This window comes from Roseococcus thiosulfatophilus, assembly GCF_017311575.1.
GTDB lineage: Bacteria > Pseudomonadota > Alphaproteobacteria > Acetobacterales > Acetobacteraceae > Roseococcus > Roseococcus thiosulfatophilus.
In genome coordinates, this window is the sequence record NZ_JAFFQY010000011.1 from 35328 (window position 1) to 48499 (window position 13172).

The 13172-nt window shown below is 73.1% G+C and carries 14 protein-coding genes; 5 read left to right on the forward strand and 9 right to left on the reverse strand.

Annotated features, from left to right (window positions below; translation table 11 throughout):
* Positions 1–40 precede the first annotated feature (40 nt).
* Positions 41–1192 (reverse strand): PP2C family protein-serine/threonine phosphatase, encoded by a 1152-nt coding sequence (locus tag JTN19_RS05820; protein WP_206930973.1) that lies wholly within the window; start codon positions 1190–1192, stop codon positions 41–43.
* Positions 1189–2808, reverse strand: coding sequence for a methyl-accepting chemotaxis protein (locus tag JTN19_RS05825; protein ID WP_206930974.1), 1620 nt, complete (start codon positions 2806–2808; stop codon positions 1189–1191). The genes JTN19_RS05820 and JTN19_RS05825 overlap by 4 nt, the downstream gene beginning before the upstream one ends.
* A 103-nt stretch (positions 2809–2911) precedes the next feature.
* On the opposite strand from JTN19_RS05825, the gene JTN19_RS05830 reads away from it, so the two are divergent.
* A complete protein-coding gene (locus JTN19_RS05830; protein ID WP_206930975.1) occupies positions 2912–3637 on the forward strand; it encodes an aspartate/glutamate racemase family protein in 726 nt (241 codons plus the stop codon).
* A 56-nt stretch (positions 3638–3693) separates the two neighbouring features.
* On the opposite strand, the gene JTN19_RS05835 is transcribed toward JTN19_RS05830, so the two are convergent.
* Entirely contained in the window at positions 3694–4374 is a 681-nt protein-coding gene (locus JTN19_RS05835) for a CBS domain-containing protein (RefSeq protein WP_206930976.1), read from the reverse strand.
* Positions 4375–4393: 19 nt separating this feature from the next.
* Positions 4394–5092, reverse strand: coding sequence for a CBS domain-containing protein (locus tag JTN19_RS05840; RefSeq protein ID WP_206930977.1), 699 nt, complete (start codon positions 5090–5092; stop codon positions 4394–4396).
* Positions 5093–5282: 190 nt separating this feature from the next.
* Between JTN19_RS05840 and JTN19_RS05845 the strand changes: the two genes are divergently transcribed.
* Positions 5283–6266: a Bug family tripartite tricarboxylate transporter substrate binding protein gene (locus JTN19_RS05845; protein ID WP_206930978.1), complete on the forward strand. Its 984-nt coding sequence runs from the start codon at positions 5283–5285 to the stop codon at positions 6264–6266.
* A 25-nt stretch (positions 6267–6291) separates the two neighbouring features.
* On the opposite strand, the gene JTN19_RS05850 is transcribed toward JTN19_RS05845, so the two are convergent.
* The 5 genes from JTN19_RS05850 to JTN19_RS05870 are packed head-to-tail and all read right to left on the reverse strand — an operon-like array spanning position 6292 to position 10434.
* A complete protein-coding gene (locus JTN19_RS05850; protein WP_206930979.1) occupies positions 6292–6696 on the reverse strand; it encodes a VOC family protein in 405 nt (134 codons plus the stop codon).
* Complete coding sequence (locus JTN19_RS05855; RefSeq protein ID WP_206930980.1) at positions 6697–7467, reverse strand: creatininase family protein; 771 nt, start codon at positions 7465–7467, stop codon at positions 6697–6699.
* Between the two features lie 49 nt (positions 7468–7516).
* The gene (locus JTN19_RS05860; protein ID WP_206930981.1) at positions 7517–9058 is read right to left on the reverse strand and encodes a cryptochrome/photolyase family protein; all 1542 of its coding nucleotides are present in this window, start codon (positions 9056–9058) and stop codon (positions 7517–7519) included.
* Entirely contained in the window at positions 9055–9696 is a 642-nt protein-coding gene (locus JTN19_RS05865) for a DUF6134 family protein (RefSeq protein ID WP_206930982.1), read from the reverse strand. Before JTN19_RS05865 ends, JTN19_RS05860 begins: the two co-directional genes overlap by 4 nt.
* 9 nt (positions 9697–9705) lie before the next feature.
* On the reverse strand, positions 9706–10434 hold the full coding sequence (locus JTN19_RS05870) for an SDR family NAD(P)-dependent oxidoreductase (protein WP_206930983.1): 729 nt from the start codon (positions 10432–10434) through the stop codon (positions 9706–9708).
* Between the two features lie 113 nt (positions 10435–10547).
* Between JTN19_RS05870 and JTN19_RS05875 the strand changes: the two genes are divergently transcribed.
* The 3 genes from JTN19_RS05875 (at position 10548) to JTN19_RS05885 (ending at position 13086) form a co-directional block, all read left to right on the forward strand.
* The gene (locus tag JTN19_RS05875) at positions 10548–11081 is read left to right on the forward strand and encodes a SixA phosphatase family protein (RefSeq protein ID WP_206930984.1); all 534 of its coding nucleotides are present in this window, start codon (positions 10548–10550) and stop codon (positions 11079–11081) included.
* A gap of 161 nt (positions 11082–11242) precedes the next feature.
* Positions 11243–12469, forward strand: coding sequence for a CHAD domain-containing protein (locus tag JTN19_RS05880; protein WP_206930985.1), 1227 nt, complete (start codon positions 11243–11245; stop codon positions 12467–12469).
* A 230-nt stretch (positions 12470–12699) separates the two neighbouring features.
* Positions 12700–13086, forward strand: coding sequence for a thermonuclease family protein (locus JTN19_RS05885; protein WP_206930986.1), 387 nt, complete (start codon positions 12700–12702; stop codon positions 13084–13086).
* Positions 13087–13172 lie beyond the last annotated feature (86 nt).

The following is a 13172-nucleotide window of genomic DNA, read 5'->3' on the forward strand; positions in this document are numbered from 1 at the left end:
TCCTCATCTTGTTCGTTGAGGAAAAGCGCCGGAGCGCGGCTCAGGTTGCGGCGCGGCGCAGCGCCAGCACGGTCACGTCATCGGCGGCCGGCGCCCCGTCCACGAACCCCGCCACCGCCGCCAGCAGGGTGGCGATGGCGGGGGCCGGTTCCACCTGGCCGGTCAGCGCCTCCACCACGCGCTCCTTGCCGAACAGCGCGCCCGCATGGTCATGCGCCTCGGTCACGCCATCGCTCAGCAGCAGCAGCCCCTGCCCGGGGGCCAGCGCGAAGGGGGCGCTGGCATAGGTCAGCCCCTCGATGATGCCGAGCGCGGGCTGGATGCGATAGCCGCCCAGCGTCTCCACGCCGGCCGGGCCCAGCAGCAGCGGCGCCTCATGCCCGGCCACCGCGATGCGGCCCGCGCCATCGCGCGTGTCCACGATGCCGAGTGCGGCGGTGATGAAGGTCATGTCCTCATTGTCGGCGGCGAGGTCCTCATTGGCGGTGGCGAGCAGCGCGCCCGGGTCGGGCAGCGTGCCGCCGGCATCGGCCAGCCGCGCCGCCGCGCGCAGCAGGCCGAAGGCCCGCGCCATCGTCATGCCGGCGGAAGCCCCCTTCCCCGCCACATCCGCCACCACGAACATCAGGTGGTGGGCGCCGAGCGGCAGGATGTCATAGAGATCGCCCCCCACCTCCCGCGCCGGCTCCATATGCGCCGCCACCGTGATGGCGCCGCGCGAAAGCCCCGCGAAGTCGCGCGGCACCAGGGAGAGCTGCGCGCGGCGGGCGGATTCGAGCTCCGCCTCCAGCGCCGCCAGCCGTTCATCGGCCAGGTCCCGCAGGCGCTTCTTCTCCAGCACGGCGGCCAGGCGCGCGCGCAGCAGCGGCGGGTCGAAGGATTTGGGGAGGTAGTCCTCCGCGCCCAGCTCGATGCAGCGGATCACGCCCGACATCTCGGTCTGCGCGGAGATGACGATGACGGGCGGCGCATGGGGCTGGCCGTGCAGCGCCTCCAGCACGCCGATGCCGTCGAGTTCGGGCATCTCCAGATCGAGCAGCATCACGTCGAAGCGGCGGGCGGCGATGGCGGAGAGCGCCTCGCGGCCGTTCGTGACCATCTCCGGCTCGGGGTAGCCCAGTTCCGAGAGGCGGCGCTTCAGCAGCAGCCGGTTGAAGCTGCTGTCGTCCACGACCAGGATCGAGGCGCTCATGCCGGGCGGGCCGCCATACTCTCCACCGCCGCGCGGGATTCGCTGGCGAGGCGGGACAGGTCGATCATGGTCACCGTGATTTCCTCCGCGGCCGTCGCGTTGGACTGGCCGATGCGCGTGAGCGTCGCCACGCGGGTGTCGAGCGAGGCCATGGTGGCCTGTTGTTCTTCCATCGCGACCGCGATGCCGGCGGCCAGCCGCGCGCTCTCGCTGGAGAGCGTCTCCAGCCCGTCCATCGCCTCGCCCACGGCCGCCGCCGTGCCCGCGCCCTCGCGCGCGCGGCGCCCGGCCAGCAGCACCACATCCGCGATCTCCTGCGCGAGCGCCTCGGAATTGGCGGCCAGCGCCCGCACCTCCTCGGCCACGACGGCGAGGCCCCGCCCATGCTCGCCCGCGCGGGCGGCCTCGATGGCGGCGTTGATGGCGAGGATGTTGGTCTGGGTCGCGATCTTGGCGATGACGCCGGCGATGCGCGTCACGCGCTCCGTATCCTCGCCCACCGCATCCACGGTTTCAATGAGTTGGCGCACCTTCTTCAAGTTCTCCGCCAGCAAGGCGCGGGCCTCGGCGGCCGTGTCGCGGGCCTGCTGGGTGCCGCGGCCCACCTCGGCGATGGCGTCCGCGGTCTGGGAGAGGGCGTCGGAGACCTGCCGCAGCTCGGCCAGCTGCGTCATGGCGCCCTCGCTCACCTGGCCGATGGCCTGGCTGGCCTGGGTGGTGACGACGGCGGTGCGCCGGGCTCCCTCCAGCGCCTGGTCCATCAGCCGCTGGGTGTTGGCGAGGTTCAGCTTGAAGACCTCCACGGCGCGCGCCATCTCGCCCACCTGGTCGGGGCGGCCGGCCTCGGGCACGCGTAGGCTGGCATCGCCGCGGGCCAGCCCTTGCATTGCGCGGGCCAGGCGCTCCAGCGGCTGGGCCGTCAGCCGCACCAGCACCACCCAGACCAGCAGCACGCCCAGCATGCCCACGCCCGTCGCGATCAGGATGGCCTGCCGCCCGGATTCCTGGATGTCGCGCGCGGCGGCCAGCGAGGCATCGGCATCGGCCTTGATGATCTCGCGCGCCCGGGCCGAGACGGCGTTGAAGGCCACGACGATGTCGAGCCATTCCTCCTGCAGCGGGCCATACTGGTCCCGCGCGCGGGCAGTGAAGGCGTCGCGCACGCGGTCCGACAGGTTGGGCAGGCGGGCGGCCATATCGCGCGCGGCCTCGATCACCACGCTGTCCAGCCGGTGGCCCACCAGGCTGTCCAGCAGGGCGAAGGATTCCGAGATGCCCTCGGCGTTGCGGACCATGCGGCCCGCGGTGACGCCGGGCGGCAGGGCGCCGGCCATGACGGCGGCGAAGGCCTGGGCGTATTCGGCGACGTCGTTGGAGAAATCGTCCACCGCCTCGATCGCCACGCGGTCGCGCACGCCCATGAGCTCGATGATCTCGCCCTGGCGCGACAGCAGCAGCAGCGAACTCCCGGCGAGGTAGACCAGCACCGCGAAGATCAGCAGCACGATGCCGGCCGCGCGCGTGCCGATGCGCCCCATGAAGCGGCCGCGCGGCGCCGCCGTCCTGGGGGGCGGGGCGGCCTGCGGGGGGATGGGGGCCTGGGTGTCCGGTGCCATGGCGGGTAGCCTAGCGCCTGATCCGCGAAGGCGGAATCGCCGAAGCGGTGAATCAGCCGCGAAACTGCCTGGCCCAGGCGGGCCACAGCACAAGGACCCCCCCGTGGCGCGCATCCTGGTCATCAACAGCAACACCACCGAGGGCGTGACGCGGCGCATCGCCGATGCCGCGGCCGCCGCCGCGCCGCCGGGGGCGGAGGTGACGACCATCACCGCCCCCTTCGGCCTGCCGCTGATCGTCACGCGGGCGGATTGGCTGGTGGCCGGCCCGGCCACGCTGGCGGGGCTGGAAGCCCGGCGGGGCCAATTCGACGCCGCCGTGGTGGCCTGCTTCGGCGACCCGGGCGTGGAGGCGGCGCGGGAGATGTTCGAGGTGCCCGTCATCGGCATCAGCGAGGCCGCCTTCCATGCCGCCTGCCTGCTGGGACGGCGCTTCGGCATCGTCAGCTTCACCGCGGCCCTGCGGCCCATGTTCGAGGATTGCCTGGAGCGTTCGGGCCTCGCCGCGCGCTGCGCGGGCTTCCGCATGGGCCCGGCCTTCGCGGGCGATCCGGGCCGGGTGGCCGAGGAACGGCGCGGGCTGCTGCTGGACCTCGTGCGCGCCAGCGTCGAGGAGGATGGCGCGGAGGTCGTGATCCTGGCCGGCGGGCCGCTGGCCGGCGTGGCCGCCACCCTCCAGAAGGAGGTGGCGGTGCCGCTGGTGGACGGCACGGTGGCGGGTGTGCGCCTCGCCGCCGCCCTGGCCCACATGGCGCCCGCCCGGCGCACGCCCCGCGCCCGCCCCCTCTCGGGCTATCCGGAGGGGCTGGCGCGGCTTTACGGCGGCTAGAGTGCGATCCGCGATGGCGGCTTCGCCATCGCGGTGAATCGCCCTCTCGGCAGGACTCAGTCCTTCGCTGGCGCCGGCTCGCCCGGGAAGCTCACGCCCTTCACGCCCGGCACGCCCTCGGCCAGCACCCGCAGGGCGCGCTGCACCTCGGTGGGCTCGGCGAAGCCGTAGAAGGAGACGTGCCCCGCCCGCACGGTGAAATGCACCGAATAGGCGTGCGACCAGGCGGCCTGGTGCAGGGCGCGCAGGATGGCGGCGCGCAGGTCGCGGTCATCCACGCTGGCGGGGCCGGGGGCGTCGGGCGTCAGCAGGGCGCGCAGCAGGTCGGCGCGGCTGAGCATGCCCACCAGCCGCCCATCCCGCAGCACCGGCAGGCGGCGGATGTTGAGCGATTCGAGCATCTGCGCCGCCTCCTCGATGCTCGTCTCCTCCGAGACGAACTTCAGCGGCGAGGTCATGATGTCGCGCGCCGTGCGGCCGCGCGTCTTGGCGTAGTCCAGCGCCTCGGCGGGTGCCGCCGAGAACAGGCTTTGCAGCCAGGTGGGCGCGGGGGCGGCCTTGGCGGCCAGGCGGTGCGCCAGGTCGCTTTCCGTGACCACGCCCAGCACCGTGCCATCGGCCGCCACCACCGGGGCGCCGGAGATGTGCGCCTCCGACAGCTGGGCGGCCACCTCCTGGATGGGCGTCTCGGGGGCGACGGTCAGCACCCCGCGCGACATGACGTCCTTGACCTGCATTGTCCTCAACCTTTCGGGATCACGGCATGCCCAGCATGAAGGGCGGCGGCGGCGCGAGGTCAAGGCTGACCCCCCGCACGCCCGGCACGCCCTCGGCCAGCGCGCGCAGCCCCTGCACCACGGCGGGGCTGCGGGCGAAGCCCGAGAAGGTGACGTGGCCGTGCTGCACGCTGGCATGCAGGAAGTGGCGGTCCACCCAGGGCTGCTGGCGCAGGCGCCGGGCGAGCTCGGTGCGGATGGCGGCATCGTCCGCGGCCTCGGGCGGCGCCTCGGGGGCGGGCGCGTCCAGCACGGCCTTCAGCAGGTCCGCGCGGCTGACGACGCCGAGCAGCCGGCCGGCCGCCACGATGGGCACGCGGCGGATGTCCTTGTCCTCCAGCAGCTTCGCCACCCGGGCGATGGGGACGTCGGGGCCGAGCGTCATGGGCTCGGGCGTCATCACATCCTGCGCGGTGCGGCCATGGCTGCGGGCGTAGCGGCGGGCGAGGTCGGCGGGGTCATGGAACAGCCCGCCCAGCCAGCCGGGCTTCGCATCGGTGGGGGCGGCGATTCGGCGCATGAGGTCCGTCTCGGTGACGACGCCGAGCAGCGTGCCCTCCGCGTCCACCACCGGCGCGCCGGAGATGCCGCGGTCGGAGAAGAGGCGGGCCAATTCGCCCACGGGCGTCTCGGGGCGGACGGTGACCACCTCCCGCGTCATGATGTCCTCGGCGCGCATGGCGTCTCCTTGTGGTCCGTGTGTCAGGGGCATTGAAGCCGATTCCGCAGGGGAATGGATTGCGCGGGATCAATCCGCAAGACAGGTGGGGCTTCCGGCACGGTACTTGCAACTCCTGGCGCAAGCCGTGGCGCTGGCGGGGTTTTCCGCCCGCGCCGTGGGCATCTGCCGATCACGGAGCCCAATCCCCATGCAATCTTTCCCCACCTCGCGCCGCGCGATTCTCGCGCTGCCCGCCCTGCTGCCCGCCGCCGCGATGGCGCAGCCCTCCTGGCCCAACCGCCAGCCCATCCGCTTCATCGCGGGCTTTCCGGCGGGCGGGCTGGCGGATGCCATCGGCCGCCTCTTCGCCGGGCCGCTGGGCGAGGCGCTGGGCACCTCCGTGGTGGTCGAGAACCGCACCGGCGCCTCGTGCACGCTGGGCGCCGATGCGGTGGCCAAGGCGGCGCCCGATGGCTTCACGCTGGCCGTCTCCCACGCCATTCCCTTCGGCTTCGCGCCCGGCGTGCTGCCGGGCATCCCCTATGACCCGGTGGCGGACTTCACCCATCTGGGCCTGCTGGCCGAGGCGCCGACGGTGACGGTGGTGCTGGGCCGCTCACCCTATCGCGGCATGCGCGAGATGCTGGAGGCGGCGAAGTCGCGGCCCGTGCGCTACGGCTCCTTCGGCGTCGGTTCGGCCGAGCATATCATGGGCGCGGTGGTCCAGCGCGCGAGCGGGGCCACGCAGCTCGACCACATTCCCTATCGCGGCACCACGCCCGCCCTGCAGGATTTGATGGCGGGGCAGATCGAGGCGCTGAACGCGCCCATCACAACCCTGGTGCCGCAGCTGCGCGACGGTTCGCTGCGGCTGCTGGCGGTGTCGAGCGAGGCGCGGGTGGCCGCCTTCCCCGACGCACCGACGCTGGCGGAGCTGGGGATGCCCCAGGCGACCCACACGCAATGGATCGGCATCAGCGCCCCGCGCAACCTGCCCGGCCCCATCGCGGAGCGCATCATCGCGGCCATTCCGGGCGCCGCGGCCCAGCCGCTGGTGCAACAGCGGCTCACGGAATTCGCCTCGACGCCGCGCAGCCCGGCGCCGCTGGGTGCGGAGTTCACGCGCTTCGTGGCGGGATTCCGCGACCATTGGGTGGCAATGGCGCGGGCGGAGGGCATCGTGGTGGGCTAGGCCCCGCCACCACGCGGCGGCGCCCTCAGTATTCGGCGTAGATCTCGATGATGTTGTCCTCCGGGTCGCGGAAGAACAGCGTCCGGTGCCGCCACTGCGGCAGGTCCGTGGGCGCCCGGAGGATGGGAACGCCGCGGGCTTCCAGAAGGCGGTGCCACGCATCCACGCCGGCCAGCGGCACCTGGAAGGCCAGCTGGATGGCCGCCGAGCCGGGCGGCCATGGCCCGTCATCGCAGACGGACCAGGCGCCCCGCGGGCGCAGGGTCAGCATTGTGGCGCCCAGGCGGAAGCTGACCCAGGTCTCGCGGTCCTCCGCCAGCGGAAGGCCCAGGATGTCCTGATAGAAGGCGCGCATCCCCGGCAGGTCGCGGCACAGGAGGATGGTGTGGCCGAGGCTTTCGATGGCGGGCGGCGCCATGGTGCCGGCCATCTATTCCTCGCCCCAAAGCCGCGGGTTGGCCAGCACCTCGGCCGCGCGGGTGGCGATGGCGTCGAGCAGTTTCGCGCCCTTCTCGGCGCTGGCGGTGCGGGCATCGCCCACCACGCCCGTTTCGCTGATCTCGCGGAAGGAACGGCGCATCAGCAGGCCGGGGGGCTGGCCTTCGACACGGCTGGACTTCGGGCCCACCGCTTCGGGCAGGCGGTCGGGCCGCACGCCCTCGGGCATCAGGTGCCACACCATGGAGGTTTCGGCCTCGCAGGCATGCATCAGGGTGGGCTGGGCTTCGAGCAGGGGGGCGATGGCCTCGGGCACCATGTGCCAATAGGTGGCGCCGGCGACGCGGATGCCGAAATCCACCGCGAGCTCGGTGGCGGCGGTGCCGATGGCCTCGGCATTGCCGCCATGGCCGTTCATCAGCATCACGCGCTGGAAGCCGTGGCGCGCCACGCTGCCCACCACGCCGTGCAGCAGCGCCAGGAAGACGCTGGAATCGAGCGTCACGGTGCCGCCGAAGGCCATGTGGTGCTCAGCGAGGCCCGTCCAGACCACGGGCGTCACGATCACGGGCATTCCGCCGGCCTGGAGGCGCTTCGCCGTCTCCAGCGCGACATTCCCGCCCAGGATGATGTCCGTGCCGGTGCAGAGATGCGGGCCGTGCTGTTCCAGCGAGGCCACGGGCACGATGACCAGCGCGTTCTCGGCCGCCGCCTGCTGCACCTCGGCGGCGGTGAGCTTCATCCATTCGAGGGCGCGGGGCATGGCTGTTCTCCGGTTGTCCGCCCGAGGGGACCGCGCGCGGGCCGCCGGGTCAAGGCAGGGGCGCGTGCTGGTCCAGGAAGGCCTTCGCCTGCGCCCGCATGTCCTTGAGCTTCGCCCCCTCCATCTTGCGGAGGTTCGCCAGCGGCATGGACATGCGCGGGTTCGACGCGAAGCGGCGTTCGTGGCGCGCGATGAAGTCCCAGTAGAGATAGTTGAAGGGGCAGGCCCCCTCGCCCGTGCTGGCCTTCACGTCGAAGCGGCATTTGCCGCAATGGTCGCTCATTCTGTTGATGTAGGCGCCGGAGGCCGCATAGGGCTTGGAGGCCATCACGCCGCCATCGGCATGGATGGCCATGCCATGGGTGTTGGGCAGCTCCACCCATTCATAGGCATCGGCGTAGACGGCGAGATACCATTCATTGATGGCGTCCGGCGCCACGCCGGCCAGCAGGGCGAAGTTCCCGGTCACCATCAGGCGCTGGATGTGGTGGGCATAGGCCATGTCGCGCGTCTGGCCGATGGCGGCGTCCATGCAGCGCATGCCGCTTTTCGCGGTCCAGTAGAATTCCGGCAGGGCGCGGTGGGCTTCCAGGGCGTTGAGCTTCGCGTAGCCCGGCATGCGCAGCCAGTAGAGGCCGCGCACATATTCCCGCCAGCCCAGGATCTGCCGGATGAAGCCTTCCACGGCGTTGAGCGGCGCATCGCCTCGCCGCCAGGCGGCTTCGGCCGCATCGCAGGCCGCGCGGGGGTCGAGGAGGCCGAGGTTCAGGCTGGTGCTGATCAGCGCGTGAAAGAGGGTGGTTTCCCCCTCGGCCATGGCGTCCTGGTAGTCGCCGAAGCGGGGCAGGCGTTCGGCGATGAAGGCGTCCAGCGCGGCCTGCGCCTGTTCCGCCGTGACGGGCCAGGCGAAGCCGTCCAGGCTGCCGAAATGGCGGGGGAATTCGCGGCCGACCAGGGCCATCACCTCGCGCGTGGTGTCGTCGGGCGGGAAGCGCTTGGGCGGTGGCGGGATGAGGTCGCGGGGCAGGCGCTTGCGGTTCTCGGAATCGTAGTTCCATTCGCCGCCCTCTGGGGCGTCGCCGTCCATCAGCAGGCCGGTGGCGCGGCGCATCTCGCGGTAGAAGAACTCCATCCGCAGCGCCTTCTTCCCCTGCGCCCAGCGGCGGAAGAATTCCAGGCTGGCCAGGAAGCGGGTGTCGTCGCGGATGTCCAAAGGCAGGCCAAGGCTGTCTTCCCAGCCGCGCATCGCCTCCAGCACCCGCCATTCGCCGGGGTGGGTGGCGATGACGCCCTCGGGCCTGTGGCGTGCCACGGCGCGCGCCACCTCATCCGTGAAGGAATGGGTGTTTGCGGGGTCGTCCAGCGCCACGTAGTCCACCGTGACGCCGCGCGCGCGCAGGGCGGCCGCGAAATGGCGCATGGCGGAGAGGATCAGGACGATCTTCTGCGGGTGGTGCGGGACGTAGGTGCATTCCTCGCGCACCTCCAGCATCAGCACCACGTCGCGGGCCGCGTCCAGGCCATCCAGGGCGGAAAGCCCCTCGCTCAGCTGGTCGCCCAGCACCAGGCGCAGCGCGCCGCCCTTCGTCATGCGGGGGCGTAGCTCACGGTCACGCCGTCATCGCCGCGCACGGAATAGCCCACCCAGCGGCCGGACGCGTCATAGTCCAGCACCGCCTCGATCTCGCCCGCGGTGCGCCAGCGCGTGCCGCCGCCGGGCAGCGCCTCGCGCGCCCAGCGCAGGTCGAAGGGCCGGCCATGGCTGGTGCCGAACAGCGGCACCTGGCCGCCGAAGCGCTGCGGCTCCCACCAGGACAGCGGCACCGCGCCGCTTGGCAGGCGCAGCACGCCCTCGGGCCCCTGCACCTCCACGCCATTGGCGCCGGCCCGCGCCTCGACCTCCACGATGGTGCCGTTGCGGTTGAGGCGCGAGGCGACGGAGACGAAGCGCCCGCCCCGCGTCACCTCGCTGTAGCGGTGCTCATAGCGATAGACGACGACGCCCAGGAAGGAGGGCGTGATGGTGACGTCCGACAGCGCCACCACCTCCTCGCCGCGCTGGGTGAAGGTGACATTGTGGGTGCCGATGGCGCTGCCCTGGCGCATCACCCGCCAGCGATAGGCCTCGCGGGGGGGAACGCCCCGTCCCTGGCCCCGCGCAGCGGAAATGGGGGCAATGGCGGTGGCCGGCGTGGCCAGCAACAAGGGAAGCGCGCGTCGGAGGATCATGCAAAGGCCTCAGCCGGTCTTGGTCCGCAGGGTGCCGCGCCCCCCATCCACGCCGATGACCTGGCCCGTGATCCAGCCGGCATCAGGCGAGAGCAGCAGGTCGGCGAGCGCGGCCACGTCCTCGGGCTCGCCGAGGCGCGGGATGGGGTGCAGCTTGCCGATGGCTTCGGCCATGGCGGGGTTGCGCGTCAAGGGCTCGGCGATGCGGGTCCGGGTCAGGCTGGGCGCGATGCAGTTCACCCGCACGGCGGGGGCGAGTTCGGCGGCCAGCGAGACGGTCATGCCCTCCACCGCCGCCTTGGCCGCGCCGATGGCCAAATGGTTGGCAAAGCCTGCCCGCGCGGCCACGCTGCTGAACAGCACCACGCCGCCATTCCCGGATTGCAGCGCGGGGATCGCGGCCTGCACCGCCATGGCCGCGCCGATGACATTGAGGCGGTAGGTGTCGGCGAGGTCGGCCTCGGTCACCCGCGTCGCGGGCTTGAGCAGGATGGAGCCCACGCAGTAGGCCAGCCCCGCGAGGGGGGTGCCCAGCCCCGTGATGGCGGATTTCAGCGCGGCCGTGTCCGTCACATCCACCACATGGGCCTCCGCGCCCGGGATTTCGGCGGCCAGCGCCTCCAGCCGCGCCGCGTCGCGCGCCATCAGCACGGGCGTCGCCCCCCGCGCCGCCACCCGCCGCGCGAGCGCCGACCCGATGCCCCCCGTCGCCCCCAGGATCACGATGCGTCCGGCCATCTGCCTGCCCTTTCCTTGCAAGGCCGCACAGATGGGGCTGCTTCGCGGTTGCGAAACCCCGGCGATGAGGGGGGGTGGGACAGGGCGCCCACGCCGTGGCATGATGCCGCGCGATGCGTCAGCTCCTGCTGTTCCGCCACGCCAAATCCTCCTGGGATGACGCGCGGCTCACCGACCACGCCCGGCCGCTGAACACGCGCGGGCGCAAGGCCGCCGACGCCATGGCGGCCGAGATGCGCGAGCTGGGCCTGGCGCCGGATGTGGTGCTGGTTTCCTCCGCGCGGCGCACGCTCCAGACGCTGGAGGCGCTGCAGCCGCTGGAAGGCCCGCCCATCATCGAGGTGATGGACGACCTCTACCTGGCCCCCTGGCCCGCCATGCTGGACGTGCTGCGCCGGCTGCCGCAGACCGCGCGCTCGGCCATGGTGATCGGCCACAATCCGGGGCTACATGATCTGGCGCTGGCCCTGCTGGGCCCGGCGGGGGCGGCGATGGGCAGCGCGGCCGCGCAGCGCCTGGCGGCGGGCTTCCCCACCGGCGCGCTGGCCGAATTCACCCTGGCCGCGCCCTGGGCGCAGATCGGCGAGGGCAGCGGGCGGCTGGTGCGTTTCCTGGCCCCGCGCGACCTGCCGGAGGTGGCCGCCTGAGCCTGCGCCTTGAGGCGGAGTGCGGCGAGAGCCTGCCCCGCCACCCCCTGCTCTCCCCTGGCACGCCGCCCCTCTGGCGGCGCGAGAGCTGGACCTGGCTGCGCGCCGCCGGCGATGATGACGCCCCGCTGCTGCTGCGCCGCCAGCGCCGGCTGCACGCGGTGGAGCCCCTGCCGCCCGAGGACGCCGCCCTGCTGCCCGGCGACCTGCCCGCCCCCCTGCCGCTGGAGGCCCCACCCGAGGGCGAGCTGGCCGAGGTGGCGCGCTTCACCGGCCGCATGACCTCCCCCCTGCCCGGCCTCACCTGGATCGAGGGGCGGATCGTGGCAGGCGAGGCCTCGCGCCGCGTGGGGCGCCTCCTTTTGGAGGGGCCGGCCGCCGAGGTGCTGTCGCAGGCTGCCACCCTGGCCGAGACGCTGCCCCTGCTGCCCGCGCGTGCGAGCCTCGACGAGTTGGCCCTGGCACTCGCCGAGGGCCGTGCGCCCCGCCCCCGCCGCGCCGGCCCCGCCGCCCTGGGCCAGGCCCGCACCGTGGAGGAGGCGCTGCGCGCGGCCATCGGGCACCTGCTGGAGGTGCTGCTGGCCGAGAGCGCCCATTGCACCCTGGAGGCCGGGCCGCGCGGCGTCCATCAGTCGCGCGTGGCGCTGCGCCGCCTGCGCTCCCTGCTGAAGATCTTCCGCCCCGTGGTGGACGGGCCCGAATGGCGCGACTGGGATGCGCGGCTGAAGGAGGCCGCCGCCGTGCTGGGCGGGGCGCGCGACTGGGATGTCTTTTTGGGGGGCCTGGGCGAGGCCGCCTTCCAGGCGCTGGACCGCGACCCGCGCCTGAAGCGGATGCTGGCGGCGGCGGGGCGGGAGCGGGCCCTGGCCTATGAGCAGGTGGCCACCCTGCTGGAAGGTCCCCTGTTCCGTGGCGCCATCTGGTCCGGCGTCGCGCTGCTGGCGCTGCGGCCGGTGGCCGCGCCCGACGCGCCCCTGCGCCCCTTCGCGGCGGAGGTGCTGCGAAAGCGCTGGAAGCGGCTGCGCCGGGCGGGCGCGCGGATGGAGGAGCTGGACGCCGAGGCGCTGCACGAGATGCGGCTCGACGCCAAGCGGCTGCGCTACGCTGCCGAGCCCTTCGCCACACTCTGGCCGGGCAAGGCGCCACGCCGGTTCAACCGGCGCCTGGCCGGGTTGCAGGAGGCGCTGGGCCTCGCCAACGACGCCGTGGTGGCGCGCGACCTGGCGGGGCGGCTCGAGGGCAAGGGCGCGGGCGGCTTCGCGCTGGGCGCCGTCTCGGGCTTCGCCGCGGGCCGGGCCGAGGGCAGCCGCCTGGCGGCCCTGGAGGCCTGGGGGCGGCTGCGAAAGGCCAGCCGATTCTGGACCGCCTCAGAGAATGAATGCGAATGAGTTCCCGATCTTCCGGGTTGCCAGCGTCCCTCCGCACGGGTTAACGACCCCCTATGCGTCGCCGCCGTATTTTCCGTCCCGCGCGCCCCCCCTTCCGTGGGGGAAAGGCCCTTCTTCTTGGGGGGGCCGCCGGGCTTGGCGTGCTGATCCTGGGCTTTGGCCTCCCGGCGGAGTTGATGGGCTCCGCCCCGCGCAACCCTGAGTGGCGGGCTGAGGCCGCGGATGTTCGCGTGCTGGATGGTGACACGCTGCGCCTGGGCGACCGCACCTTGCGCCTCTATGGCCTCGATGCGCCCGAGCGCGGGCAGCAATGCGTGACGCCGGCGGGCCAGACCTATGACTGTGGGGGCGCCGCCGCGGCCGCGCTGGCGCAGCTGGTGGCCGAGCGCCCCGTCACCTGCCGGCTGCATGGGCGGGACCGCTTCGGGCGGGCGCTGGGCGTCTGCCAAGCGGAGGGGGTGGAGCTGAACGCCTCCCTCGTCTCGGCCGGCTGGGCGCTGGCCGATGCCTCCCTCCAGCCGGCCCTGGTGCCGCTGGAGGCCGCGGCGCGCGCCCGGCAGAGCGGGCTCTGGGCCGGGGGCTTCACCCCGCCCGCGCATTGGCGCGCCGGCCGTTAGCGTCGTTTGGGCGACTGATTCACCGCTCCGGCGATTTCGCCTCCGCGGATCAGGCGCTGGTCCTGGGCGGCTGATTCACCGCTCCG

What these genes read in the sequence shown, in the direction of transcription:
- JTN19_RS05820 (WP_206930973.1), bottom strand. Translation starts at nt 1,192, where the DNA reads ATGAGCGCCTCGATCCTGGTCGTGGACGACAGCAGCTTCAACCGGCTG.
- JTN19_RS05825 (WP_206930974.1), bottom strand. Translation starts at nt 2,808, where the DNA reads ATGGCACCGGACACCCAGGCCCCCATCCCCCCGCAGGCCGCCCCGCCC.
- JTN19_RS05835 (WP_206930976.1), bottom strand. Translation starts at nt 4,374, where the DNA reads ATGCAGGTCAAGGACGTCATGTCGCGCGGGGTGCTGACCGTCGCCCCC.
- JTN19_RS05840 (WP_206930977.1), bottom strand. Translation starts at nt 5,092, where the DNA reads ATGCGCGCCGAGGACATCATGACGCGGGAGGTGGTCACCGTCCGCCCC.
- JTN19_RS05845 (WP_206930978.1), top strand. Translation starts at nt 5,283, where the DNA reads ATGCAATCTTTCCCCACCTCGCGCCGCGCGATTCTCGCGCTGCCCGCC.
- JTN19_RS05850 (WP_206930979.1), bottom strand. Translation starts at nt 6,696, where the DNA reads ATGGCCGGCACCATGGCGCCGCCCGCCATCGAAAGCCTCGGCCACACC.
- JTN19_RS05855 (WP_206930980.1), bottom strand. Translation starts at nt 7,467, where the DNA reads ATGCCCCGCGCCCTCGAATGGATGAAGCTCACCGCCGCCGAGGTGCAG.
- JTN19_RS05860 (WP_206930981.1), bottom strand. Translation starts at nt 9,058, where the DNA reads ATGACGAAGGGCGGCGCGCTGCGCCTGGTGCTGGGCGACCAGCTGAGC.
- JTN19_RS05865 (WP_206930982.1), bottom strand. Translation starts at nt 9,696, where the DNA reads ATGATCCTCCGACGCGCGCTTCCCTTGTTGCTGGCCACGCCGGCCACC.
- JTN19_RS05870 (WP_206930983.1), bottom strand. Translation starts at nt 10,434, where the DNA reads ATGGCCGGACGCATCGTGATCCTGGGGGCGACGGGGGGCATCGGGTCG.
- JTN19_RS05875 (WP_206930984.1), top strand. Translation starts at nt 10,548, where the DNA reads ATGCGTCAGCTCCTGCTGTTCCGCCACGCCAAATCCTCCTGGGATGAC.